Source organism: Hymenobacter rigui (assembly GCF_003944715.1).
Lineage (GTDB): Bacteria > Bacteroidota > Bacteroidia > Cytophagales > Hymenobacteraceae > Hymenobacter > Hymenobacter rigui.
In genome coordinates this window covers 24172-46057 of the sequence record NZ_RWIT01000023.1, presented here as the reverse complement: position 1 = coordinate 46057, position 21886 = coordinate 24172, and the positions used below count along the sequence as shown (strand labels likewise).

Genomic DNA, 21886 nt, shown 5'->3' with positions numbered 1-21886 from the left:
GTTGATGGCCGTTAGAACGGGTTTTAGAACTAGCTCTAGATGATGTTCAACGGGTATCAACCACCCCTAGCCCCTCCTTTCCAAGGAGGGGAACTAGTCTTTAGCTTTGGCTACCAAATCACCGCCCGCTCGGCGTCGGGGCGGACCATTTTCTGGCCGGGCGTGCAGCCGAAGGCCTGGTAGAACTCGGGCATGTTCATGAGCGGGCCGATGGTGCGGTACTGGCCGGGTGAGTGCGGGTCGGTGAGGATTTGCTGGCGCAGGGCTTCGGGGCGGATGTTCTGGCGGCGCAGCTGGGCCCAGCTAAGGAAGAAGCGCTGCTCGGGCGTGAAGCCGTCGATGAGCGGGCGGTTGCCTTTGCCGTACTGCTTGTCGAGCTGCTTCTGGAGGGCGGCGTACACGATGGTGAGGCCGGCGAAATCGGCCAGGTTTTCGCCCATGGTCAGCTTGCCGTTCACGTGCACTGAGTCCAGGGGTGAGAAGGCCGAGTATTGGGTGCCCACCACGGCGGCGCGCTTCGTAAATTCGGCCGCGTCGGCGGGCGTCCACCAGTCGCGCAGGTTGCCTTCAGAGTCGTACTGCCGGCCGGAGTCGTCGAAGCCGTGGGTCATTTCGTGACCCATTACCCCGCCAATGGCGCCGTAATTCACCGCGTCGTCGGCTTCGGGGTCGAAGAACGGGGGCTGCAGGTAGCCGGCCGGAAACACGATTTCGTTCATCGGCGGGCTGTAGTAGGCGTTGATGGTGGGCGGCGTCATGCTCCACTCGGTGCGGTCAATGGGCCCGCCAAACTTCTTCACGTTCTGTTGGTAGGCCCACTGGCGGGCGGCCAGCACGTTTTTCAGGTACGACTCGCGCGTAATGTTCAGCTGCGAGTAGTCCTTCCACTGGTCGGGGTAGCCGATTTTCACGCGCAGGGCGCTGAGCTTCTTGAGGGCTTCCTGCTTGGTGGCGGCACTCATCCAGGTGTTGGTCTGGATGTGCTCGGCCATCGACTCGCGGATGTTGGCCAGCATATCCAGGGCTTTCTGCTTGGCGGCGGGCGAAAACGCCTGATCCACGTACAGCTGCCCGAAGGCCTCGCCCAGCGTACCATCGGTGGCGGCCTGCATGCGCTTCCAGCGGGTGGGCTGCTGCTTGGCCCCGCTCTGCACCTGCGCAAATCGGAAGGCCTCGTCGCTGAACGCCTTCGGCAGCGCCGAGGGCACCGACGATACCAGCTGCCAGCTCAGGTAGGTTTTCAGGTCCTGCAGCGGCTCCTCTTTCAGCACCGCGCTGACCTCCTTGAAGAACTCCGGCTGGCCCACAATCACCTCCTGGGCCGCGCCCAGGCCGTTGCGCTTCAGCAAAGCCGAGGGCTGCAGGTTCGGAAACTGCTTGTCGGCCTCGGCCACCGTCATCTTGTTGTAGCTGGCGTAGGGGTCACGCAGCGAAACCCGGTCTTTGCTGGCGCGGGCCAGGCGGGTTTCCACGCGCAGCACCGTGGCGGCTTTGGCGGCGGCCGTCGGCTCGGGGTCACCCAGCAGCGTAAAGGTGTTGGTGAGGTAGGTAACATAAGCGGTGCGCACGGTTTTGGATCGGGCGTCGTCCTTCAGATAATAGTCCCGATCGGGCATGCCCAGGCCGCCCTGGCTCATGTTCACGGCGTATACCGCGCTGTTTTTGCGGTCGGGGCTCACGCCGGCCCGGAAGAACGCGCCGGTACCCAACGTCTGCTGGCGGGCAATTTCGGCAAGCAGGCCGGGCCGGTCTTTCACGGCGGCAATGCGGGCCAGCTCGGGCTTCAGGTAGGTGAGGCCGGCTTTTTCCAGCCCCACCGAGTCCATGCCGGTAGCGTAAAAGTCGCCCACTTTCTGGCGGTTCGAGCCAGGGGTAGCGGCGCGGTCGGCGGCGGCATCTTCCAGAATGCGGCGCAGGGTGGCCTGGGTCCGGTCGCCGAGCAGGTTGCGCGGGCCCCAGCTGCTGGCGTAGGCCGGCACGGGGTTGTTGCGCAGCCAGTTGCCGCCCGAAAACTGATAGAAGTCCTCGCACGGCGACACCGAGCGGTCCACGTCCTGGGGGTTGATGCTGCGGCCGCCGGTGGTGGCGGCCACGGCCGTCGGCGCGGCGGGCGTGCTAGTTGTGGTGGGCTGGGTGGCGGCGCAGCCGGCCAGCGCCAGCAGCAGGGCCGCCGCCCCAGCCGTGTGCGGAGCAGAAAGGTGTTTCATTCAGCGAAATACAGGATAGGCTTCGCCTAAGGTCGCACCCCGCCGGGAAAGGTTGCCGCCACCGTACTCCAACGCAGCACGGCCCGTAACGCAGGGTGCATTACGGGCCGTGGAAGAAGTAACTGGTTCAGCATTACGCCAGCTGCAGCTGCTGCTCCCGGAGCCAGGCAATGGCCTCGCCCTCATCAGTAAACTGCACCGACAGCGGCTCTCCGGTAATGGGGTGTATCAGTTCTGGAAACGGGGGCGATTCGGTGGAAACCAGTAGTTGGTGAGGGGCCAGCAGAAATGCCACCCGAATTTCCGCGCCCAGCTGCTCGAGGGCCAACTGCGGTACGTGCTGGTTTACCCAGCCCGTGATTTCGTGGGTAGTGCGAAACCGACGGCGGGCATCCAGCAGCCAGAACCGGCAGTTATCGGCCGCGGCGGCAGCCCCAAACAGTTGCACGTAGTTTTGCTTCACCTGTTCCGACCGGCTGATTTCCACCATCCACCGGCCCACCAGAATCTGCAGATCGGGGCGGTACACAATAGGGAAATCAGGGGTTGAAAAGGCATTCATCTGGCAAAAGTACGCGCGTCTGGTTTTGTAACGCGGCACCCGGGCCCGGGGTTCAGTCTGGTTGAGCTTAGTGGCGCGGTTTGGCCCGCTCGTACTGGGGCGGCCAAGCCACCTCGGCCCCCAGCTCGTGGGCCGCGTGCAGCGGGAAATAGGCATCGCGCAACGATTCCCGGGCCAGCAGCACCACGTCGGCCTGGCCCTGGGCAAGGATGTCCTCGGCCTGTTGGGCTTCGGTAATCAAGCCCACGGCGCCGGTGGGCAGGCCGGTTTCGCGGCGCACCTGCTCGGCAAAGGGTACTTGGTAGCCGGGGCCCACCGGAATATCGGCCTGGGGCACGTTGCCGCCGGTAGAGCAGTCGAGCAGGTCCACGCCGTTATCTTTCAGAATGGCCGCCAGCTGCACGGTATCCTCAGCCGTCCAGCCGCCCGCGGTCCAGTCGGTGGCCGATACGCGCACCCACAGAGGCAGATTTTCCGGCATTTCGGCGCGGGTGGCGGCCACTACTTCCAGCAGCAGCCGGATGCGGTTTTCAAAGGACCCACCGTAGGCATCGGTGCGCTGGTTGCTGAGCGGTGATAGAAACTGGTGCAGCAGGTAGCCGTGGGCGGCATGAATCTCCAGTACCTCAAAGCCAACCTCCACCGCCCGTCGGCCCCCCAGGCGGAAGGCGTCAATTACTTGTTCAATACCGGCAGCGTCCAGGGCGGCGGGGGCCGTTTCCCCGGACGTAAAAGCCACAGCCGACGGAGCTACCGTAAGCCAGCCCCCAGCCTCAGGACCAAGCTGTTGCCCGCCTTTCCAGGGGCTGGCGTGGCTGGCTTTGCGGCCGGCGTGGGCTAGCTGAATACCTGGCACGCAGCCCTGGCTTTTGAGAAACGCGGCAATGCGGGCCAGGCCGGGCAGGTGGTCATCGTGCCAGATGCCCAGATCGTCGGGGGTGATGCGGCCCTCGGGTACCACGGCCGTGGCTTCCAGCAGAATCAGGCCGGCCCCGCCCACGGCCCGGGAGCCGAGGTGCACCAAGTGCCAATCGTTGCTGAACCCGTCCTGGGCGCTGTACTGGCACATCGGCGAGATGATAAGGCGGTTTTTGAGCGTGATACCGCGCTGGGTAAGCGGCGTGAATAGTTGAGCCATAGGGTTGAGGTGCGAGTTACCGGATGTCAGTTGCCGGGTGCGTATGCATACCCGGAGCTGACGTGAAAGTTTCGGACCGAGGCCGGCCAACCGATATCGGTTCGCAGGCGTGCTCCTCGCCCCGCTGTCATTCACTGAAAATATCGACTGAGCTTAAAGTAGTTAGGGACCCGACTGCGTCTGCCAGTGCGGAGCTGCTTTTTCCAGCTCTGGTAACGTATGGCAGCACCCCGACCCGCAATTTTTCAACAATTGATTGTGTCCAATCAATTAGTGTCGTATATTTGTAACCGAATTTGTTACGTATTCCAGTATGAACACCCGTTTCGCCGTGGCAACGCATATTCTGGCGTATCTGGCGCACGCCGAGGGCCAACCGGTTTCCTCGGAGGTGCTGGCCAGCAGTGCCGGCACGCACCCGGTGGTGGTACGGCGGCTGGTGAGCACGCTCCGCGAGGCCGGCTTGGTGCAAAGCCAGCGGGGCGCCGGCGGCGGCACGGTACTGGCCCGCCCAGCCACGGATATTTCGTTGCTGGATGTGTTCCGGGCCGTGCAGGAAACCGAGCCCGACCTGTTTCAGGTGAACAGCACCAACCCCAACACCCACTGCGACCTGGGCCGGGTAATGCAGGAAACCCTGGAAGGCCTGTTCGGGCCCGCCATTGAAGCCATGCGGACCGCCCTGGCGGCCGTGTCGGTGGCGCAGGTAAAGCAGGAACTGGGCAAGCATTTGCCGCAGGGCTGCCCCGGCGCTTCGGGCTGAGCATTTTTTATTTCTCAGGAAATGTAACCAAATCGGTTACTATCTGTTTTTCACGCACTTCCGCGGCTTGTTTCGGCAGGTTGCGGGTTTTTCCCGGTCGTTTGCAGCTTTCCGCGGCAAATGGCCTCAGCCGGACAACCCGGCATGTATTCCATGAAAAAGATAGTTGGCATGGGGCTGATTTTCTTTGTTGCAGCGGGCAGCTCCGTCTTCCCGCTGTGGCTCACGCCCACCGACACCCAGGCTGAAATAGTACCAGCCGAAACCACCCGCTTTCTGGCAGTTGCCCATCGGCCCATCAACACCGACTCACTATCCGGGCAATTAATTACGGCCGGCAAAGTGGGCCGTGTACACGAGGTGTACTTCCACGAAGGCCAGCACGTCCGGCAGGGCCAGGTGCTGCTGAAGGTGCTGGAACGTCTGCCCAGTGTGCAGCAGCAACAGCTGCAGGCCCGGCTGCAACGCCAGCAGCAGGCGCTGAGCGCGCTGGAAGGCCGTACCCCGGCGGCGCAGTTGCTGGCGGCCCGCCAGCAACTGGCCGACACACGCCGGCAGCTGGCGCACTGCGTTCCGATGTTCAGCTTCGTGTACGTAACCGCTCCTGCCGACGGCATTATTACCCGCCCGACGGCCGCCCCCGGCGATGCTCTATCGACGCATACTCCGGTGGCTACGCTCACTCAGCCGCTTCCCGCAGATACCACATTGCTCCTTACCAGCGTTGAGTAGTTTCCTTACGGAGGCTCTTCGTCTGCTTTTTCCCTTGTTTTTGCTGCCGCACCGTTTCTTATGGAACAGCTCATTCGTCATCAGGTAGAGCGTATGCTCCGCCGCAAGCGTCGTAACCCGGCCCTTTCGCTTACCGCTACTTCCCGTCTGCAGGAAGATATCGGCCTCGATTCCATTGACTTGGTTGAACTGGCCATTAATCTGGAACACCGCTTCCACATCGAAATTAAGGATGCAGAAATGGAGCAGATGCGTACCGTACAGGATGTACTGGACTGCGTGGATCTGCACCTGAGCAACCTTATAATCGACTAGTATCACGGCGCATACCCGCGCAACGGCTCCGGTTTTGCGCACGGTCTGGCTTGTACCGGGCACCCGTTGATGGTTATGGGTGCCGTTGGCAGGCCGGGTCTGTGCGCAAAGCCGGAGCCGTTGCGTTCTACGCAACTCAACTCATCACCGGCAGGCAAACAGGCTATTGCGCCGCCTGCAGCCAAGCCATTGCTTGCTGCTCATCTACAAACCGTTCACTCATAAATGGCTTGTCTTCGAAAAAGTGGGCTGGCGGAAAAGCGGCATCGGCTTCCGCGTCCCGCATAATTACAGGCATCAGCAAATATGCCAGATAGGTGCGCCCCCCCAGCCGGGCTGCCAGCGTAGGCAGAAACGTCGTTACCATCCAGGCGGCCCCTTCCCGGTCGGTGTTGAAGCGGCGGCGGGCATCCAGCAGCCAAAAGCGGCACTGGTGCTGCGCAGCTACCTCCAGCAGATACAGGTACCCCTGCTGCATTTCGGCCAGCGTTACCAGCCGCATCCACCGCACCACCAGTACGTTCAGGTCAGGGCGGTATAGTGCGTTCAGGTAATCAGGGGTGGGCAACGGCATTGGCACTATTCAACTAAGGCGGGAGAAAGGCACAAAGGTAGCTGCTGCGCTCAGTATTCGATTAATCATATATATACAGCACATCCGGCTTTCGACAGAAATGCGGCCGACTTCGTATAGTTGCGTATGATTCCGCTGATTGCCTACACTCCCCGCCTCACCCTGATAGCCGCCAGCCGCGCCCTGCTTACGGCCGAAATTTCGAAACCCCACTACTTCCCCATCCTGTTGGGAGCGGAGCTACCCGCCCACTGGCCCCCCGGCGAATATGACAGGGACGCTCAACAGTTTTTTCTGGACCAACTCACAGCCGGGGGCCGCGACGCCGCGGGCTGGTACGGCTGGTACGCCATTCTGCGGGCTGGAACGGAGGCTCCGAAGAACACAATAGTCGGAGCCGGCGGCTTCCACGGTCCGCCTATTGATGCCACGGCCGAAATCGGATTTTCGGTGGCCGATGATTGGCAGGGCCGCGGCATAGGCAAGGAGCTGGTAGCCGGCTTGGTCCGCCACGCGGCCGATACAGGAATGGTACGTTACCTCACTGCCCGCACCCCTCCTGCTAATGATGCCGCCCGCCGTACGCTGGAAGCCAACGGCTTTAAACGCATTTCGGATGCGCTGGACGCTGAGGGCCGCCAACTTTACGGCCGCGACCTGACGGAAGCCGATAAAACACCGCCAAAAGCTTAGAGCTTAGAGCTTAAAGCTTAGACTGTATGCAACAGGCTCCATCGGGTTACGGTGGAGCCTGTTCTTTTATCCGTTTCTCATTATCAACTACTGCCTGGCAGGCACTAAGAACCTGTTTTGGGGTTTTCCGGGTACTGCGGATTGAGCTTTACCAGCGCGTCGCGCAGGGCAAGGGCCACCACGTAGGCCTTATACCAGTTCTGGTCGGCGGGCACGATATGCCAGGGGCAGGTAGTGGGGCTGCAGTGCTGAAACACATCTTCGTACACTACCTGGTACTGCGGCCACTGGTTTGCCTTCTGCTTGTCGGCGGCCTCGTATTTCCACTGTTTGGTGGGGTCGGTGAGGCGTTCCTGCAGGCGCTCCTGCTGTTCTTTTTCGGATACATGCAGGTAAAACTTCAGCACCGTGGTGCCGGCCTGCTGCAGTAGTTTCTCGAAGGCATTAATGGCCGTGAAGCGGCGCCGGGCTTCTTCCGTGGTTATCAGCCCTTCTACCCGCGTAATCAGCACATCCTCGTAGTGGGAGCGGTTAAATACCTGTATCATGCCCCGGGCGGGCGTCTGTTGATGAATGCGCCAGAGAAAGTCGTGGGCCAGCTCCTCTTTCGTCGGTTCCTTGAAGGCCTGCACCCGCACGCCCTGCGGATTGATACCACTAAAAACCCGGCGAATCAGGCCGTCTTTGCCGCTGGCATCCATGCCCTGCAGAACGACCAGCACGCTGTGGCGGTTTTCAGCATAGAGGCGGTCCTGCAGGCCTATGAGCTCCTGACGCAGCTTTTTCAGCTCCCGCAGGGTAGTGGTTTTGTGGTAGTCGGCCGGAGCGCGGGTTGGCAGTTTGGTGAGGCTGGTGGTGGGCATGGCTAGCTGACGATAGGTTGTAATTGGAAGAAAATATGGCAGTTTTGCTTTGCTGATAATGCTCTGCTCACTTACCCGTTACCCTTATGCTGCAAGGACTGCGCACCATTGTATATCCCGTGGGCAACCTGGCGAAAGCCAAAGCCTGGTACAGCCAGGTACTGGAGCAAGCGCCCTATTTCGACGAGCCTTTTTACGTGGGTTTCAACGTGGGCGGCTATGAGTTGGGGCTTGACCCCGACGGCCCCGTAGCCGGACAGTGCGGCCCCGTAACATACTGGGGTGTTTCGGATGCCGACAGTGCCTTTGCGCGCCTGGTAGAGCTCGGTGCCCACCCCCACGAGCCCGTGCACGATGTGGGTGGCGGCATCCGGCTGGGCACGGTACAGGACCCGTTCGGGAATCTGTTCGGCATCATCCAGAATCCACATTTTCAGCTGCCTGTTGCACCCTAGCGTCGCTGTGGCCAATCTGTTGCAACTCTAGCGGCGCCAGGGTGGTAATTTGCAGCGTATCTCATCCCGATTCCTGCTTATGACCACGCCTCCCGGCGCACCCCTCGCTTACCGTCCCGAGCTGAACGGAGTGCGCGCTATTGCCGTGTGGCTGGTAGTGGTCCAGCACTGGGCCGCGCCGCCTATCATGATGGGCGAAATGGGCCGGCTGGTATTTTTCGTGCTGAGTGGCTACCTGATTTCGGGCATCGTGTGGAAGCAGCAGGTCTACCCCGGTGCTCCAGGCCCCTGGCGCCGCCGGCTGGGCACATTTTACCTGCGGCGGCTGCTGCGCATTATTCCGCCTTATTACTGCGCCCTGGCCCTGAGTGCGCTGTTGCCCCTAACTACCGTCCGCGAGTACCCCTTGTGGTTTCTGCTGCCGGCGGCCAATCAGCTGTTCTACCACCTGCAGCGCTGGGGCGAGGGTTGTGGCCACCTCTGGACGCTGGCCGTGGACGAGCAGTTTTATCTGCTATGGCCGGCACTGCTGGCTGTGGTTGGCCGACGGGTGCGGTGGCTGGTATTGATAGGAGCCTGCGGATTGCTCTTCCGCGTGGGTTGGAGTCTGCTGGTCACGCCGGGCTTTGTGCTGCTGCTGCTGCCCGCATCCCTGGATTTATTTGCCGCCGGCACTCTGTTGCGGCTACTGGAAAACTCGGCGGCGCTGAAGCAGTGGGCACGGGGCCGGTATGTGCTGCTGGCCTGGGGGGGGTGGTGGACGCTGTGGGCCTGGCTGCACCCCGTACAGGGCGGCAATATCTGGCTTGTGCTGTTCCCGGCGGTGGGGGCCGTGGCGGCATTTCTTACCCTAGCCTGGCTGTTGCGCAACCCGGCGGCCGCCCGCCGCAGTAGCCTGCTGCACCCGGCGCTGGTCTGGATGGGACAGCGCAGCTTCGGGGTGTATCTGTATCATTTGCTGCTGCCGGTATTCTGGCAACGGGCCGTGTACACGCTCTGGCCGGCCGGCTCCGAATGGCGCACTATTCTGCTGGGGCCGCTACCGACTTTGCTGGTCCTCACCCCCTTGCTTATTGGCCTTAGCGCCGCTTCCTGGCACTTTATCGAAGGGCCGCTCGACCGGATGAAGCGGCATTTGCGCTACGACTGAGGCGTGGGCAGGCTTGTTTCGCGAGCAACCGTCCGGCCATATTGCCATGCTTGAATAAGCTAAAAGCGCATAAAGCGGACTTTTTGGCGGTTACACAAGCTCTGTCGGATACTTTCCAGATTGGTACGGGATTTGGAAATACTCCCGGTACAATAGAAAGGAACCTCCTCATGAACTTAATCAGCAAGGATTTCATCCGTAGCCTCATGCCTCACCTCGACCTGATGAACACCATTGGCGGTGGGGTTGCGCAGGCGGCTATGCGGATCGACAAGCGTGAAAAGGGTGTAGTTGTGCGAATTGCCGCTCCATCCGTTAGCTCTGAGAAATTCCACGTGGTACTGAATGAGAACGTCCTGACGGTGTACGCCGAGTTCCGGCACACGCCCGAGGACGAGTTGGCCGCCCCGCTGTTCAGCCGGGTGCTGCAGCTACCCGCCGGCCTCGACCTCACCCGCATTGATGCGGTATTTGAGGGCCACGAGCTGCAGGTGCGCATTCCGTATCAGTCGAACGCCGAGCCACGCGAAATCAACATCAAGCAGCGCTAACCTTTGTGTAGCTGCCTATAACGCCGGGACCGACCGGCCCATGGTTTCACCAGCCACTGCCAGCCGCAGTGGCTTTTTTATGGCCGCTAGGGGTTGAACAGCGGCCACAGCAGTACAAAGGCCAACACCAACGACACGTAAAACCAGCCCATAATCTGGCCCCGGTAGCGCCGGGGCAGGCGGTTGCTGAGCACCAGCACGGCCACCACCACTATTGCCAAGTACAGCAGCAGAAACACCACGGCCTTCACCCAGTTGCTCACAATCGTATTTTCGGGCTGCATCTGGTCGGCCATGCCCATCCCGGAGGTGGCAAACTTCAGCACGTAGTAAGTAACTACCTCAAACACCACGAACAGCGCGGCTCCGGCCAGCAAGGCTAGAGGCCCGTTTTTTTCCTTCACGTCGGCCATGTGATGTAGTTATTTGCTGTAATAGGGGTACAGGAAAAATGAAAAGCGCCGCCGGACTACTTTCGCCTCAACACCTCCGCCGTGCGGGTCTGGATGTAGAGCTCCTCTACCTTCGTGCGGGCCCAGGGCGTGCGGCGCAGAAACGTGAGGCTGGATTTGATGCTGGGATTCACGGCAAAGCAATTGATGCGGATGCGGCGGTCCAGCTCCGGCCAGCCGTACGCAGCTACCAGATATTCCAGAATCTGGGCCAGCGTTATGCCGTGTAGCTCCCGGATCAGGTGCCCCGACTCGTCGCGGGCATCTTCAGATGAATGTGATTCAGTTGGCATAAGTAGAAGGAAATACAGCTGCAAAAGTGCAAAAAAGGCCGGGGCTTCCAGTGGAAACCTGCCGCCTTTTCGGGCGGTTGGGGCACCAGAAAAGCGCCTTGTTACGTTACCTTTGGCAACTACCGCCCTGCGTATGCCTGCTTCTGCCCGCACCCGTCGCTCTGCTGCTGCCCCCCGCCCCTACTGGCGGCGGATGCTGCCGCTGGCACTGCTGCTACTGCTAATGGCCGGTTTGGTGTGGTACGGCCGGCATCAGCGGCAGGTAAACCGTTACGCCCGCCGGGTGTACGCCACCCTCATCAGCCGCTACCTTACCGGCCACGAGAAAACCCCGTTACTGGAAGGCTATTCGGTGCATGGCATTGACGTTTCGGCTTACCAGGGGCGCATCGACTGGCCGCTGGTAGCGAATCATCGGGTGCGCTTTGCTTTCATTAAAGCTACGGAAGGCGTTACCCTCCGCGACAACCGGTTCCAGCGCAATTGGCGGGGAGCCAGGGCGGCCGGTATTTACCGGGGTGCCTACCATTATTTCCAGCCTAATTACGATGCGACCAAACAGGCCAACCTGTTCACGCGCACCGTGCCGCTGGCTCCCGGCGACCTGCCCCCGGTACTGGATGTAGAGCACGCGGAATTCCATGATGTGGCCCAGATGCGACGCGGCGTGGCCACCTGGCTGCGGCTGGTAGAGCGGCACTACGGGGTGCGGCCCATTCTGTACTCCAACTACAGTTTTTACAAGCGTCATTTGGCTGGTCATTTCGATAATTACCCCTTGTGGCTGGCCCACTACGAGGTAAGTCAGCCCAGCCTCCCCCGCGAAAAATGGATTATCTGGCAGCACTCCGACGAGGCCTACGTCCCCGGTATCCGGGGCACCGTGGATTTCAACGTATTCCAGGGAAATTTTCAGCGGTTGCTGGCCATGCGTATTCCGGCACGCGGCCGGGGTGCGGTTCCTAACTAACTTTTATCTATGCCTGTTTCTGTTTTCACCGTTGGGCGCGTACTGTTGCTACTGGCTGCGGGGCAGGCGCTGAGTAGCTGCGCCGGTAGCACCGGAACTTTCACCCAAAGTGGACAGGCCTCTTACTACGCCGATAAGTTCAACGGCCGCGAAACCGCCAGCGGCACCATTTACCGCCCCGGCAAACGCACTGCCGCCCACAATACACTGCCCTTCGGAACCGTGGTGCGCGTGACCAACCCCCGCAACCACCGCTCTGTGAAAGTTACCGTTACCGACCGGGGCCCCCACGCCAAAGGCCGCATCATCGACCTGTCGAAAAAGGCCGCCCGCAAGATTGGGATTGTAGATGCCGGCGTGGCCCCCGTGCAGCTAAAGGTGGTGCGCAAGGCGCATTAAGTTCTTTTTTCCCTTCTCCGATGCGTATCCGCAAGAAAGTACAATGGACCCTTCCCGCCGAGGCGGACCGGTTTACCCAGCTGGGAGCCTTCGTGAAAGCCGCCGAAACCCAGGGCTGGAGCGAAGCTGAAATTCAGTTTGTGATGGATGAGATAGTAGAAGCCCGCGACGAGGCCGAAGTGCTGCTCATTTTCCAGGACTACACGGCCCGCCGATAACGCACATCGACTGCCCCGACTGGTGCGCCAGAGCAGCCGATGTGGCTGTACAGCAGGGTATTTTACTGCTTATTTCTTTTTCATTTTCATTTTACCCTTACCATTTTTGGCCAGGGCCATCAGGCTATCCTGCTCGGCTTTCATGGCCATAGTAGTGAGGCGGCCGGTCAGGGACATATAGTCGCCTTCCTTAAGGGTAGTGGAAGTGCCATCGGGCATGGTAACCACGCCGGCTGGGCTGATTTTGGTGCCGTTTACTACGCTGGTTTCCGTGGCCAGCGTTTCGGTGTGCGCGTCGCGCGTCACCATCACCTTACCGTCCTTCACCACAAAACCGTCCTTCATCGTCATGCCAACGGGCGCCGCAGCCCGGGGCCGGGGCTGAACCGAACGACGCGGCGGCGCGGTTGTTTGCGCTTCAGCCGTGAGAGTAGCCAGCCCCGTAAGCAGGAGCGCGGCGGAGAGAGTAGGATACCATTTCATACGAGTGGGATTGTGGGAATGAAAGGGGTTGGAGAATAAAACGCCCGGCGGCGCCTTCTAAACTACGCAACTGTTGCCGGTTTGGCTACTTAGTTGGGCCGGTAACCCCTTGCCCATTGATTTCGTTTCAAAATAGTCGGCGTGGCGGCTTTTTTTAGCCGTTTTCACCCGCACCTCTCTCCTTCTGTTCTCTCTCCAGATAACTCTCCGTGGATTACAAAGACTATTACAAAACGCTGGGTGTTGAGAAAACGGCCAGCAAGGACCAGATCAAGAAGGCCTACCGCAAACTGGCCCGGCAATACCACCCCGATGTAAACCCCAACGACGCGGAGGCGGAGCGCAAGTTCAAGGAAATCAATGAGGCCAATGAGGTGCTCAGCGACGACGAGAAACGCCAGAAGTACGACCAGCTGGGAGCCGACTGGCAGCGTTACCAGCAGGCAGGCGGCGGCCGGGGTGGCCAGCAGGCCGGCGGGGGCTTCGACTGGAGCCAGTACGCGCAGGGTGGTGGCTTTGGTGGCGGCACCGACGACCCGTTTGGCGGTGCTGATTTTTCGGATTTTTTCAGCTCTATGTTCGGCGGCATGGGCGGTGGAGGGGGCGGCGGCAGTCGGCCCCGCGCCGGACAGGATTATCAGGCCGAGCTGGAGCTGACGCTGGAAGATGCCTACCACGGCGGCCCGCGCACGCTCACCGTAAACGGCAAAAACCTGCGCATTACCATTCAGCCGGGCGTAGAGGACGGGCAGGTTATCCGGCTGCGCGACCAGGGCGGCCCCGGCCGTAACGGTGGGCCCAGTGGCTCCCTGTACATCACGCTCCGCATTCGGCCCGATGCCCGCTTTTCGCGCACCGGCAACGACCTGACAATGGACGTGCCGGTAAACCTGTACACAGCTTTGCTGGGTGGCGAACAAACCGTGGAAACCCTTTCCGGCCCCGTAAAAATCAACATCAAGCCCGAAACCCAGAATGGTACCCGGCTGCGGCTACGCGGCAAAGGGTTTCCGGTGTACCGGCAGGCAGGCCAGTTCGGCGACCTGTACCTGCGCCTGAGCCTCACGTTGCCAACTGGCCTCACGGAGCAGGAAAAAACCCTGTTCCGGCAACTGGCCGATTTGCGGAAGTAAGTGAGGGAACATAAAAAAGGGAGCGTGAGCAGAAAGCGGACTCAACCGGTTAGCCCAACCCTTTTATCATAATTCAATCATTCAGACGCCCTACTATTTACCTGTTTATTCAGCCTTCTTTTCAACACAATGGAAACGCACATCATCACCATCACTTTTCATGAGTGTGCCGCTCAGTATGGCCTCAACGAGGCAGATGTGCGGGAGTTTGTGGAGCTGGGCCTGCTGCAGGCCGCACCGGATACGCCCAATGCCCTGCGAGAAGAACCTCTGCACGTAGCCCGCCTGTCCCGCCTCTACCACGACCTGGGTCTGAGCAAGGACAGCCTGGAAGTGGTGCTGGCCATGCGCCAGCGCCTGGAGCAGTTGCAGCAGGAGCTGCGTCAGCAACGGGCCCGGGTACGGCAATTGGAGGTGTTTTTGAGCGGTTCCGGCCCATTGCTGGACATAACCGGACGGTAGCTCGGGCAGCAGGCTAAGGATACAGAACTCTGCATCCTGCAAAGGTGGAGTTGGATAACAAGCACAACCTTTCTCGATAGTTGAGGTATAAAAGCCCATTCCGCTCGGCGGACTCTTTTCCTTAAAGCCACCTTTTTCACCTGTATATGCCTCCACGCATTCCTCTCCCGAAGGTGCTGATGTTGGGCCTCTCGGCCTGTGCCTTAGCGCCCCACCTTACCAACGCCCAGACAGCTGACCGCAAAACGGCTATTGGCCTGAACGTAAGCGCCATGCAGTACAAGGGCAGCTTCGGTTCCGACTTCTGGAAATGGGGCGAAAACAAGTACGCGCCGGGTATCACCTTCAGCCAGTACCTCACTAAAGGGCTGGATCTGCAGCTGAGCGGCAACTACGTAGAGTTCAAGAAGACGGCTCCCAACAGCGCCCCCTACTTCGGCAGCAACTTCGCCACCAACGTGGTGAACGTGAACCTGGGCCTGAAATTCAAGCTCTTCAACGACGACTCACCCATTCGGCCCTATCTGCTGGCCGCGCCGGGCTGGACCTACACCAGCCGCGAGGGCACTATCAACCGCAATGGCCAGTCCCTGCGCACCGATGAGGATAAGAGCTACTTCGACCTGTTTGGCGCGGCTGGTATCGACTTCCGCCTGGGCGACGCCGTAACCCTGTTCGTGCAGACCGGACAGCACATTCCGCTCAACGCCAACCTGGATGGTGAGCCGGTGCGCGATGGTGACAAGTTTGACGACCGGTTCCTGCAGCATACCGTGGGCCTGAACGTAGCCCTGGGCAAAGCCAAGGACGAAGACAACGACGGCGTTTCTGATAAAAAAGACAAATGCCCCGGCACCCCGGCCGGTGTAGCCGTGGACATGAACGGCTGCCCCCTCGATGGCGACGGTGACGGCGTGCCGGATTACCAGGATAAATGCCCCACCGAGAAGGGCCTGGCTACGCTGGAAGGCTGCCCTGACCGGGACGGCGACGGTGTGCGTGACGGCGACGACAAATGCCCCGACACCCCCGGTAAAGCCGAACTGCAAGGCTGCCCCGATTCGGATAACGACGGTGTAATTGACCAGAACGACAAGTGCCCCAATACCCCCGGCGGTGTTTCGGTAGATGCCAACGGCTGCCCCCTCGACAAAGACGGTGACGGTGTGCCCGACTATCAGGACCGCTGCCCCAACCGTCCCGGTCCGGCCTCGAACAAAGGCTGCCCCGAGATGAAAGTTGAGGAGAAGAAGCGCCTGCAGGAAGCTACCAAGTACATCCAGTTTGAGTTCGATAAGGCTACGCTGAAGCCCATTTCGTTCCCGACCCTCGATGGCTTGGTGAAAATCCTGAACGATTACCCGGATTACTTCCTCGGTATTTCGGCCCACGCCGATAATAAGGGTGATGATGCCTACAACCTGCGTCTGTCGGATGAGCGTGCTGCTTCGGCCCGTGCGTACATGCTGCGCAAAGGCATTCCCGAAGACCGTATCGTGTCGCATGGCTACGGCGAAACCAAGCCCATTGCCACCAATGCTACCGAGGCGGGCCGCGCCCTCAACCGCCGCGTAGAGTTTGACGTGTACCTGCCCGGCGACCCGAACCCCGCCGAAACCAAGTACGGTCCGGCTCCCGAAATTCCGGCTGCTCCGGTGAAAGCTGCGCCCGTAAAAAAGGCCCCAGTGAAAAAAGCACCGGTTCGTAAGGCACCCGTACGCCGGAAATAACTAATTCCAGAGTTCGTACAAAAAAAGCGGCCTGCTCAATTGAGCAGGCCGCTTTTTTTGTAGTTTGGCCATCCGCTTCTATCTGATCCGCTTACCGTATTGCATCTGATTTTTCATTACTCTTCTCTCATTCCCTATGCTTTATACCAGCTTTCTGGTAATGGCCGGCTATCTGGCAACTACGCTTGCTTCCTCAGCAACCACGGCTCCGGCCATACCCTCCTGTCAGTTGACAGGCACCATTAAAGGCATTGGCAGGCAGCCTATTCTTTTTCAATACCGCTACCACGGCCAGGAGCACACTGATACTGTCCGCGCCACCCACGACCAGTTCCGCTACACCGCTCACCCCTCCGACGACGGTACCATCGACCTGATTATTGACCGCAGCCAATGGACGTCGTTCTGGTATGAGCCCGGCAAGGTGCAGGTGAGCGGCTCCATCAGCGCCCCCTACCAGCTCACGTTTACCGGCACGCCCAGCAACGAGGTGCTCACGAAGTACCGCCGACAGATTGAGTGGCCCTATTACGCCAACGTGCGAAAGGCCATGGCCGCGAAAGAATCCACACTACCGCTGCGGCAGCAACGGGTGCGCGAGTCGCTGCAGTTTGTGGAGCAGCACCTCTCTTCTCAGGCCAGCACCGATATTCTATTGTGGCAGACCCACTACGATGATACGCAGGCGGAAGCCTACGGCCGCCTTCTGGCCCGCATGCCCAAAGCCCGGCAGACCTCCGTGCAGGGCCGGGCAATTGCCCAACGGCTTACCATTCTGCGCAATATGCCGGTGGTAGGCAAGGTGGCAGCTGACTTCACCATGCCGGACACCGCCGGTGTGGCCACCTCCCTGGCCAGTTTTCGGGGCCGCTACGTGGTGCTTGATTTCTGGGGGCACTGGTGCGGACCCTGCATCCGGGTGATACCCCAGCTCAGCGCCCTGCACCAGCAGTACGGGCCGCAGGTAGCCTTTGTGGGAATAGCCGCCGAAAGTGCCCAGGATAAGCAGCTCTGGCTCCAGGCCATCCGGAAACACCACGCCGGCTGGACTCAGCTTTCGGAGTTGGCCGGCGACGAAAGCCCCGTGCTTACCACGTACAATATTTCGGCGTTTCCTACCTACCTGCTGCTGAATCCGCAGGGCGTGGTGGTGGAGCGCACCTCCGATGTGGAGCAGCTGGAAAAGGCGTTGGCGAGTCTGCCTAAGCCGTAAGTATTACACCAGATCCACGGCCAGGGCCAGCAGCAGCCCCGCCAGCGTGGCCACCAGCTTGCGCACGTTCAGGCTGTGGTCGGGGCTGGTTTCGAAAAGGATGGTGGTGGAAACGTGCAGAAAGTTGCCGGCTACCAACCCCAGCAGAGCCGCGTAGAAACCACCGGTCAGAAGCTGCTCCAGCACCACAAAATTGCTGACCACAATGCCCGCCGGCCCCGCCACCGCGAACAGCAGCAGGTAGGGCACGGCCCGCCGGAATGAGCCCAGACGCAGCAGTAAAGCGGCCATCAGGGCAAAAGCGGCCGGAATGTGGTGCAATGCTACCCCCGCCAGAATAGCGTAGAAATTCTGGCTTACGTCGCCGGCCTCCGGGGTTTTAACCAGAATGCTGCCTTCCAGAAATGAGTGCAGCACCAGGGAGAACAGCAGCAGAAACGGTACCCGCCCGGCATGCTCGGTGTGGTGGTGTACATGCCCGTGCTCCACGCCCTGCGAAAACACCTCCAACAGCATCTGCCCGAAAAAACCTGCCAGCACAAAGTATCCCACCTCGTGCCCCGGCCGCATCTGCAGGGCCTCCGGGAGCAGGTGGGTGACGGTCAGCGTGAACAGGTAGGCCCCGCTGAAAGCCAGCAGCGGCTTCATCCAGGTAGTGCGGGCCGTGGGCAGCAGGCGGGTAAGCCAACCAGCCCCCAGCACCGTCAGAAATAAGCCAGCAACAGCAAACCACATAGCAACAGGTAATGGTGTAGAATCGGGTGAGGCAGTAAGTGATAATGGACAGCCCAAAGCCGTCAGCCACAGCTCTGGCACTTTGCATTCCTGTTATCAGTTACCGGCTCACCGTTTCACTTCTTTAACACAAAAATCATTCGGGGGCTGGTGGCCGGGTCGAAGCTGCCGAGTTGGTAGTCGCCCAGCACCTCAGCCAACCGCAGCCCGGCCATGCGGAAGTATTCTTCAAACCGCTCCCGACTGAGGGCCCGCACCCGCTCCTCGAAGTATTGCTCCTGGCCAGCCTCGTCGCGGAAACGGATTTCCTTCACGATAAAATCGTTGTGAAAATGCCGGTGTAGCTGAAATTCAGTATCATCTACTGTCTTGGCTTCATAAGGCACCAGCGTTTCGATGGCCAGTTCTGTGTTCAGAAAGTCAATAACCAGCTTACCGCCCGGCCGTAACGCCGCAGCGGCGTTACGCAGTGCCACCACATTCTCCGCTTCATGCTCGAAATAGCCAAAGCTGGTGAACAGATTCAGCACGAAATCGAAAGGGCCGTACGGAAGCGGGTCGCGCATATCATGCACGTGGAAGTGCAGCTGCGCGTGGGCAAACTGCCGGGCGGCCGCAATACTCCGGGCCGATAAATCAACGCCTGTCACATCAAAACCCTGCTCACTCAAATAGCGGGAATGCCGGCCTTTTCCACAGGCCAGATCCAGCAGATGAGCCGCTGGCTTAGGGTGCAAATGAGCCAGCAAACGGCTCAGAAACTCCCGGGCTTCCGCGTAGTTACGGTTCTGGTAAAGGCGGTGATAATACGGCGAATCGAACCAGGTACTGAACCATTCGGCGGCGTCAGGAAGCATAGGCGGGGAATGCAACGAAACAGAAAAAGGGCACAACAGCGCCCTTTTTCTGTTTCAGGAAAGCAAATAGGGGCTCCATACTTGCAATGATGTTGCAAAGATGAAGCCCCGCGAGGTCAAATCAAAGCTGAGCGGCCGGTTTCGCTGCCGGGTTCGGCTCCAGGTCCATACCACACACGGGGCATTTGCCGGGCTTACTGCTGGCGCTACCCTCGCAGCCCATGGGGCAGAGGTAGGCAGCATTTACGACCGGTGTAGCGGCCGAATCAGCAGGAGCCGCCGCGGGCGTAGTGATGGCAGCTTCCTGCGTGGCCGGCTTGGATTCGCAACTGATCAGGCACATGGCCGGAGCCAGCCACACTACCAGGGCGGCCCGTTTCCAGAGGGTACGCATCAGCATACTTACTTCTTGGTGCTGGTTGAGTCCGTTTTGCGCACGCTCTGGATAGCCTCTTTGCTGTTGGTTTCAGCAGCATCTGCCGCGTCAGCCGTCCGGACTTCTTCGGCGCTGGTGCGCTTGGTCTGGTTGGGCTCGTCCAGGGTTACGCCGGAGCTGATGGGCTCTTCAATAGCGCCCCCTTTGTGCTGGCTGGCCGATTCCGCCGTGTGCTGGTCGAAGTTGTCCGAGGAGCGGCTGCCGGGCTCTACCGTATCTACCGATACTTTTTTATCCGGACGCCAGTCCGATGGTTCGCTGCTGCAGGCGTTCAGGGCCAGAGTGGCTACGGCCAGGGCGGAAAGTACGAGTTGCTTGGTCATGAGAAGGATTCTGTATTCTACGGTTCGTTAGTCAGAGAAAGAGCCAGGCGTAGTACTAGCCGCCGGGCAGTAGGTTTTTGCGCCGCAACATAGCATCAAACAGCTTCTGGTCGTTGGGCGAGTTGAAAATCCGGTCCGGTACCTGAATGAAAATAGGCGTGTCGAAGGTTTTGGCCATCCACAACCGCCAGCCCTTCAGGTCCTGAGGCATCTCCGGCGCTTTCAACGACAACAGATACCCGTCGGCTTCGCGCTTTACATTGCCAATCATATCCCAAGTCAGGCGCATGCCTTCCTTGTCGTTGCGGCGCAGCACCACTTGCTTGTTATCGAACTCATAGCTGAGCTTTTCAAACAGCGGCTTGGTTTGCTCTACCTGCGTTACGCCCGTTACCTGAGCCGAGCGGAACAGTACGTACAGCAGCGTGAGCAGCAGCGCGCCGCTCAGCCACCACCACGAGGGCCAGATGAGTGCCGGCAGCAAACCCACCGCAAACGGAATAAGGGCATACCACCACTCACGCCGCCACACCCGGGCCATAGCCAGTTTGGTATAGGTGTCGGTATCGAGCTGGTGTTTCTTGGTGCGGATGGCCAGTGGTGAAGCAGCCTGTTGCTGCTGCTGTTGCCGGTAGCCACCGCGTTGGTTGGGGAGTTGCATTGTATGTTAGTTGGCAGTTATTCGCTAACCGTTGTCAGTTGTTCGTTGTCAGTTATCAGATAAGAGCGTACTGACAACGAACAACTGACAACGGTTAGCGAATAACTCATTAAAACGCTTTCAGGCTCATATCGAGGCTGCGGATGGAATGGGTAAGGGCCCCCACCGAAATGTAATCGACGCCGGTGGCGGCTACCTCGGCAATGGTTTCCTCCGTAATACCGCCACTGGCTTCCAGCGGGTAACGGCCGGCTACCAGTGCCACGGCTTCGCGCAGTTGGGCGGGGCTCATGTTGTCCAGCATAATCCGGGTAACGCCGCCGGCATCCAACACCTGCTGCACCTCACTCAGGTTGCGGGTCTCCACTTCAATGGGTAGCTGGCGGCCGGTGCGGGCCAGATAGGACTGGGAAGCTGCAATAGCCTGCCGGATACCGCCGGCGTAGTCCACGTGGTTATCCTTGAGGATAATCATATCGAACAGGCCGTAGCGGTGATTTACACCGCCACCAATCAGCACGGCCCATTTCTCGCAGAGGCGGAAGTTGGGGGTGGTTTTGCGGGTATCCAGCAGCTTGGCGTTGGTGCCGGCCAGCAGGCTGTTCAGGTACGCCGTGCGGGTCGCAATGCCGCTCATGCGCTGCATGCAGTTGAGCACCAGCCGCTCCGCCGTCAGAATACTCTGGGCCCGGCCTTCCACGATAAATGCCACATCCCCGTGCTTCACGCGGGCCCCGTCCTCCAGCCGCTGCTCAATACGCAGATCAGCATCCACAGCCCGGAAAATGAGGTGCGCCAGCGCTACCCCGGCCAATACGCCTTCATCCTTGATCAGCAGGTGGGCGCGGTTCTGCGCCTCCGCCGGAATAGCTGACAGAGCCGAATGGTCACCGTCGCCGATGTCTTCGGCCAGCGCGGTGCGGATAAAGGTGTCGAGAGCTTCCGGGGTGAGGTAGGGGGGCGTTTGCACGGTGCAAAAATAGCAAAAAGGGGCCGTTCCATTGCCCTGGCTCCGCAAACCCGGCCCAGGGAAGTGGAAGGCATAAAAAAAGCGCCGTAGCTGGTTGCCACGGCGCTTTTCTTCAACGGCAGTTGCCGCTACGGGGTTGGTTACTCTTTGGTAAAGTCGATGGTGGCAATTTTCAGACCACCTCCCGCCTGTTTCATTTTCACAAACATGCGGTACGCCCCGTCTTTTCCGGCGTATTTGCCCACGGCATAGGGCGTGCCCTCGTTACTTCCGCCATAGTGAATAAAGTCAAAGGAGGCAGGCGAGTGTTTGGCGAAGAAGTCCTTCATCACAAACTCCGCCTGCGTGGCGCTGTAGCTCTGCTTGTCGCCATCGAAGCTCAGCTCCACGGTAGGGGCAAAATACTGCGCCAGATCACGGGAAGAAGAGCTCCGGATAGCAGTGCGCACGGGCCCGAAAGCTTCGCCCTGGGCCAGGGGGCCGGCGGTCAGCAATAAGCTCCACACCAGCGTAAGGGCCAAAAGGAATGTACGTTTCATGCTAGCGGT

Annotated in this window: 29 protein-coding genes; 14 read left to right on the top strand and 15 right to left on the bottom strand. The window is 60.0% G+C overall.

All coding sequences use genetic code 11. The annotated features are described in order from the left end of the window. Nucleotides 1-110 precede the first annotated feature (110 nt). The 3 genes from EI291_RS21750 to EI291_RS21740 form a co-directional block, all read right to left on the bottom strand. On the bottom strand, nucleotides 111-2207 hold the full coding sequence (locus EI291_RS21750; protein WP_125424397.1) for a M13 family metallopeptidase: 2097 nt from the start codon (nucleotides 2205-2207) through the stop codon (nucleotides 111-113). A 133-nt stretch (nucleotides 2208-2340) separates the two neighbouring features. Continuing rightward, on the bottom strand, nucleotides 2341-2769 hold the full coding sequence (locus EI291_RS21745; protein WP_125424396.1) for a hypothetical protein: 429 nt from the start codon (nucleotides 2767-2769) through the stop codon (nucleotides 2341-2343). Between the two features lie 67 nt (nucleotides 2770-2836). Next, a complete protein-coding gene (locus EI291_RS21740) occupies nucleotides 2837-3907 on the bottom strand; it encodes an NADH:flavin oxidoreductase/NADH oxidase (protein WP_125424395.1) in 1071 nt (356 codons plus the stop codon). A 313-nt stretch (nucleotides 3908-4220) separates the two neighbouring features. On the opposite strand from EI291_RS21740, the gene EI291_RS21735 reads away from it, so the two are divergent. From EI291_RS21735 to EI291_RS21725, 3 genes are all read left to right on the top strand, one after another. Further along, complete coding sequence (locus EI291_RS21735) at nucleotides 4221-4670, top strand: Rrf2 family transcriptional regulator (protein WP_125424394.1); 450 nt, start codon at nucleotides 4221-4223, stop codon at nucleotides 4668-4670. A gap of 153 nt (nucleotides 4671-4823) precedes the next feature. Next, nucleotides 4824-5402, top strand: a complete 579-nt coding sequence (locus tag EI291_RS21730; RefSeq protein WP_170172760.1) for an efflux RND transporter periplasmic adaptor subunit — start codon at nucleotides 4824-4826, stop codon at nucleotides 5400-5402. Between the two features lie 60 nt (nucleotides 5403-5462). Beyond that, nucleotides 5463-5717, top strand: coding sequence for a phosphopantetheine-binding protein (locus EI291_RS21725; RefSeq protein WP_125424392.1), 255 nt, complete (start codon nucleotides 5463-5465; stop codon nucleotides 5715-5717). Nucleotides 5718-5880: 163 nt separating this feature from the next. Here EI291_RS21725 and EI291_RS21720 read toward each other — a convergent pair whose 3' ends face one another. Next, complete coding sequence (locus EI291_RS21720) at nucleotides 5881-6291, bottom strand: hypothetical protein (RefSeq protein ID WP_125424391.1); 411 nt, start codon at nucleotides 6289-6291, stop codon at nucleotides 5881-5883. 126 nt (nucleotides 6292-6417) lie between these two features. On the opposite strand from EI291_RS21720, the gene EI291_RS21715 reads away from it, so the two are divergent. After that, nucleotides 6418-6984 carry a GNAT family N-acetyltransferase gene (locus EI291_RS21715; protein ID WP_125424390.1) on the top strand — a complete coding sequence of 189 codons (567 nt, stop codon included), beginning with the start codon at nucleotides 6418-6420 and terminating at the stop codon, nucleotides 6982-6984. A gap of 104 nt (nucleotides 6985-7088) precedes the next feature. On the opposite strand, the gene EI291_RS21710 is transcribed toward EI291_RS21715, so the two are convergent. Then, complete coding sequence (locus tag EI291_RS21710) at nucleotides 7089-7847, bottom strand: PPK2 family polyphosphate kinase (RefSeq protein WP_125424389.1); 759 nt, start codon at nucleotides 7845-7847, stop codon at nucleotides 7089-7091. Between the two features lie 86 nt (nucleotides 7848-7933). Between EI291_RS21710 and EI291_RS21705 the strand changes: the two genes are divergently transcribed. The 3 genes from EI291_RS21705 (at nucleotide 7934) to EI291_RS21695 (ending at nucleotide 10003) form a co-directional block, all read left to right on the top strand. Further along, complete coding sequence (locus EI291_RS21705; RefSeq protein WP_125424388.1) at nucleotides 7934-8302, top strand: VOC family protein; 369 nt, start codon at nucleotides 7934-7936, stop codon at nucleotides 8300-8302. 79 nt (nucleotides 8303-8381) lie between these two features. Beyond that, nucleotides 8382-9452, top strand: a complete 1071-nt coding sequence (locus tag EI291_RS21700; RefSeq protein ID WP_125424387.1) for an acyltransferase family protein — start codon at nucleotides 8382-8384, stop codon at nucleotides 9450-9452. Between the two features lie 206 nt (nucleotides 9453-9658). Beyond that, nucleotides 9659-10003: an Hsp20/alpha crystallin family protein gene (locus EI291_RS21695; protein ID WP_170172759.1), complete on the top strand. Its 345-nt coding sequence runs from the start codon at nucleotides 9659-9661 to the stop codon at nucleotides 10001-10003. Between the two features lie 86 nt (nucleotides 10004-10089). Here the strand turns inward: EI291_RS21695 and EI291_RS21690 are convergent, their stop codons facing one another. After that, nucleotides 10090-10416 (bottom strand): hypothetical protein, encoded by a 327-nt coding sequence (locus EI291_RS21690; RefSeq protein ID WP_125424385.1) that lies wholly within the window; start codon nucleotides 10414-10416, stop codon nucleotides 10090-10092. A gap of 56 nt (nucleotides 10417-10472) precedes the next feature. Next, nucleotides 10473-10748, bottom strand: a complete 276-nt coding sequence (locus tag EI291_RS21685) for a VF530 family protein (protein ID WP_125424384.1) — start codon at nucleotides 10746-10748, stop codon at nucleotides 10473-10475. A gap of 133 nt (nucleotides 10749-10881) precedes the next feature. On the opposite strand from EI291_RS21685, the gene EI291_RS21680 reads away from it, so the two are divergent. Genes EI291_RS21680 through EI291_RS21670 form a run of 3 tightly spaced genes read left to right on the top strand, consistent with a single transcriptional unit; the run spans nucleotide 10882 to nucleotide 12335 of the window. Beyond that, nucleotides 10882-11718 carry a glycoside hydrolase family 25 protein gene (locus EI291_RS21680; RefSeq protein WP_170172758.1) on the top strand — a complete coding sequence of 279 codons (837 nt, stop codon included), beginning with the start codon at nucleotides 10882-10884 and terminating at the stop codon, nucleotides 11716-11718. Between the two features lie 9 nt (nucleotides 11719-11727). Next, entirely contained in the window at nucleotides 11728-12117 is a 390-nt protein-coding gene (locus EI291_RS21675; RefSeq protein ID WP_125424382.1) for a septal ring lytic transglycosylase RlpA family protein, read from the top strand. 20 nt (nucleotides 12118-12137) lie between these two features. After that, nucleotides 12138-12335: a hypothetical protein gene (locus EI291_RS21670; protein WP_125424381.1), complete on the top strand. Its 198-nt coding sequence runs from the start codon at nucleotides 12138-12140 to the stop codon at nucleotides 12333-12335. 69 nt (nucleotides 12336-12404) lie between these two features. Here the strand turns inward: EI291_RS21670 and EI291_RS21665 are convergent, their stop codons facing one another. Further along, nucleotides 12405-12818: a DUF6799 domain-containing protein gene (locus tag EI291_RS21665; RefSeq protein ID WP_125424380.1), complete on the bottom strand. Its 414-nt coding sequence runs from the start codon at nucleotides 12816-12818 to the stop codon at nucleotides 12405-12407. A gap of 209 nt (nucleotides 12819-13027) precedes the next feature. On the opposite strand from EI291_RS21665, the gene EI291_RS21660 reads away from it, so the two are divergent. The 4 genes from EI291_RS21660 (at nucleotide 13028) to EI291_RS21645 (ending at nucleotide 17356) form a co-directional block, all read left to right on the top strand. Continuing rightward, complete coding sequence (locus tag EI291_RS21660) at nucleotides 13028-13951, top strand: DnaJ C-terminal domain-containing protein (RefSeq protein ID WP_125424379.1); 924 nt, start codon at nucleotides 13028-13030, stop codon at nucleotides 13949-13951. 129 nt (nucleotides 13952-14080) lie between these two features. After that, complete coding sequence (locus EI291_RS21655) at nucleotides 14081-14413, top strand: chaperone modulator CbpM (RefSeq protein ID WP_125424378.1); 333 nt, start codon at nucleotides 14081-14083, stop codon at nucleotides 14411-14413. Nucleotides 14414-14559: 146 nt separating this feature from the next. Next, nucleotides 14560-16143, top strand: coding sequence for an OmpA family protein (locus tag EI291_RS23455; protein ID WP_125424377.1), 1584 nt, complete (start codon nucleotides 14560-14562; stop codon nucleotides 16141-16143). A 136-nt stretch (nucleotides 16144-16279) separates the two neighbouring features. Continuing rightward, complete coding sequence (locus EI291_RS21645) at nucleotides 16280-17356, top strand: TlpA disulfide reductase family protein (protein WP_125424376.1); 1077 nt, start codon at nucleotides 16280-16282, stop codon at nucleotides 17354-17356. Nucleotides 17357-17359: 3 nt separating this feature from the next. On the opposite strand, the gene EI291_RS21640 is transcribed toward EI291_RS21645, so the two are convergent. From EI291_RS21640 to EI291_RS21610, 7 genes are all read right to left on the bottom strand, one after another. Then, entirely contained in the window at nucleotides 17360-18091 is a 732-nt protein-coding gene (locus tag EI291_RS21640; protein WP_125424375.1) for a ZIP family metal transporter, read from the bottom strand. Nucleotides 18092-18207: 116 nt separating this feature from the next. Further along, on the bottom strand, nucleotides 18208-18948 hold the full coding sequence (locus tag EI291_RS21635) for a class I SAM-dependent methyltransferase (RefSeq protein WP_125424374.1): 741 nt from the start codon (nucleotides 18946-18948) through the stop codon (nucleotides 18208-18210). Between the two features lie 121 nt (nucleotides 18949-19069). Beyond that, nucleotides 19070-19342 (bottom strand): heavy metal-binding domain-containing protein, encoded by a 273-nt coding sequence (locus EI291_RS21630; RefSeq protein ID WP_125424373.1) that lies wholly within the window; start codon nucleotides 19340-19342, stop codon nucleotides 19070-19072. An 8-nt stretch (nucleotides 19343-19350) separates the two neighbouring features. Then, nucleotides 19351-19707, bottom strand: coding sequence for a hypothetical protein (locus tag EI291_RS21625; protein WP_125424372.1), 357 nt, complete (start codon nucleotides 19705-19707; stop codon nucleotides 19351-19353). A gap of 55 nt (nucleotides 19708-19762) precedes the next feature. Next, a complete protein-coding gene (locus tag EI291_RS21620; protein WP_125424371.1) occupies nucleotides 19763-20368 on the bottom strand; it encodes a hypothetical protein in 606 nt (201 codons plus the stop codon). A 109-nt stretch (nucleotides 20369-20477) separates the two neighbouring features. Continuing rightward, a complete protein-coding gene (gene nadC / locus EI291_RS21615) occupies nucleotides 20478-21338 on the bottom strand; it encodes a carboxylating nicotinate-nucleotide diphosphorylase (RefSeq protein ID WP_125424370.1) in 861 nt (286 codons plus the stop codon). Between the two features lie 140 nt (nucleotides 21339-21478). Then, nucleotides 21479-21877 carry a DUF4783 domain-containing protein gene (locus tag EI291_RS21610; RefSeq protein ID WP_125424369.1) on the bottom strand — a complete coding sequence of 133 codons (399 nt, stop codon included), beginning with the start codon at nucleotides 21875-21877 and terminating at the stop codon, nucleotides 21479-21481. Nucleotides 21878-21886: the final 9 nt, after the last annotated feature.

What these genes read in the sequence shown, in the direction of transcription:
- EI291_RS21630 (WP_125424373.1), bottom strand. Translation starts at nt 19,342, where the DNA reads ATGCGTACCCTCTGGAAACGGGCCGCCCTGGTAGTGTGGCTGGCTCCG.
- EI291_RS21665 (WP_125424380.1), bottom strand. Translation starts at nt 12,818, where the DNA reads ATGAAATGGTATCCTACTCTCTCCGCCGCGCTCCTGCTTACGGGGCTG.
- EI291_RS21740 (WP_125424395.1), bottom strand. Translation starts at nt 3,907, where the DNA reads ATGGCTCAACTATTCACGCCGCTTACCCAGCGCGGTATCACGCTCAAA.
- EI291_RS21645 (WP_125424376.1), top strand. Translation starts at nt 16,280, where the DNA reads ATGCTTTATACCAGCTTTCTGGTAATGGCCGGCTATCTGGCAACTACG.
- EI291_RS21745 (WP_125424396.1), bottom strand. Translation starts at nt 2,769, where the DNA reads ATGAATGCCTTTTCAACCCCTGATTTCCCTATTGTGTACCGCCCCGAT.
- EI291_RS21730 (WP_170172760.1), top strand. Translation starts at nt 4,824, where the DNA reads ATGAAAAAGATAGTTGGCATGGGGCTGATTTTCTTTGTTGCAGCGGGC.
- EI291_RS21705 (WP_125424388.1), top strand. Translation starts at nt 7,934, where the DNA reads ATGCTGCAAGGACTGCGCACCATTGTATATCCCGTGGGCAACCTGGCG.
- EI291_RS21640 (WP_125424375.1), bottom strand. Translation starts at nt 18,091, where the DNA reads ATGTGGTTTGCTGTTGCTGGCTTATTTCTGACGGTGCTGGGGGCTGGT.
- EI291_RS21680 (WP_170172758.1), top strand. Translation starts at nt 10,882, where the DNA reads ATGCCTGCTTCTGCCCGCACCCGTCGCTCTGCTGCTGCCCCCCGCCCC.
- EI291_RS21670 (WP_125424381.1), top strand. Translation starts at nt 12,138, where the DNA reads ATGCGTATCCGCAAGAAAGTACAATGGACCCTTCCCGCCGAGGCGGAC.
- EI291_RS21685 (WP_125424384.1), bottom strand. Translation starts at nt 10,748, where the DNA reads ATGCCAACTGAATCACATTCATCTGAAGATGCCCGCGACGAGTCGGGG.
- EI291_RS21675 (WP_125424382.1), top strand. Translation starts at nt 11,728, where the DNA reads ATGCCTGTTTCTGTTTTCACCGTTGGGCGCGTACTGTTGCTACTGGCT.
- EI291_RS21655 (WP_125424378.1), top strand. Translation starts at nt 14,081, where the DNA reads ATGGAAACGCACATCATCACCATCACTTTTCATGAGTGTGCCGCTCAG.
- EI291_RS21620 (WP_125424371.1), bottom strand. Translation starts at nt 20,368, where the DNA reads ATGCAACTCCCCAACCAACGCGGTGGCTACCGGCAACAGCAGCAGCAA.
- EI291_RS21690 (WP_125424385.1), bottom strand. Translation starts at nt 10,416, where the DNA reads ATGGCCGACGTGAAGGAAAAAAACGGGCCTCTAGCCTTGCTGGCCGGA.
- EI291_RS21725 (WP_125424392.1), top strand. Translation starts at nt 5,463, where the DNA reads ATGGAACAGCTCATTCGTCATCAGGTAGAGCGTATGCTCCGCCGCAAG.
- EI291_RS23455 (WP_125424377.1), top strand. Translation starts at nt 14,560, where the DNA reads ATGCCTCCACGCATTCCTCTCCCGAAGGTGCTGATGTTGGGCCTCTCG.
- EI291_RS21695 (WP_170172759.1), top strand. Translation starts at nt 9,659, where the DNA reads ATGCCTCACCTCGACCTGATGAACACCATTGGCGGTGGGGTTGCGCAG.
- EI291_RS21715 (WP_125424390.1), top strand. Translation starts at nt 6,418, where the DNA reads ATGATTCCGCTGATTGCCTACACTCCCCGCCTCACCCTGATAGCCGCC.
- EI291_RS21700 (WP_125424387.1), top strand. Translation starts at nt 8,382, where the DNA reads ATGACCACGCCTCCCGGCGCACCCCTCGCTTACCGTCCCGAGCTGAAC.
- EI291_RS21710 (WP_125424389.1), bottom strand. Translation starts at nt 7,847, where the DNA reads ATGCCCACCACCAGCCTCACCAAACTGCCAACCCGCGCTCCGGCCGAC.
- EI291_RS21625 (WP_125424372.1), bottom strand. Translation starts at nt 19,707, where the DNA reads ATGACCAAGCAACTCGTACTTTCCGCCCTGGCCGTAGCCACTCTGGCC.
- EI291_RS21635 (WP_125424374.1), bottom strand. Translation starts at nt 18,948, where the DNA reads ATGCTTCCTGACGCCGCCGAATGGTTCAGTACCTGGTTCGATTCGCCG.
- EI291_RS21720 (WP_125424391.1), bottom strand. Translation starts at nt 6,291, where the DNA reads ATGCCGTTGCCCACCCCTGATTACCTGAACGCACTATACCGCCCTGAC.
- EI291_RS21735 (WP_125424394.1), top strand. Translation starts at nt 4,221, where the DNA reads ATGAACACCCGTTTCGCCGTGGCAACGCATATTCTGGCGTATCTGGCG.
- EI291_RS21750 (WP_125424397.1), bottom strand. Translation starts at nt 2,207, where the DNA reads ATGAAACACCTTTCTGCTCCGCACACGGCTGGGGCGGCGGCCCTGCTG.
- EI291_RS21610 (WP_125424369.1), bottom strand. Translation starts at nt 21,877, where the DNA reads ATGAAACGTACATTCCTTTTGGCCCTTACGCTGGTGTGGAGCTTATTG.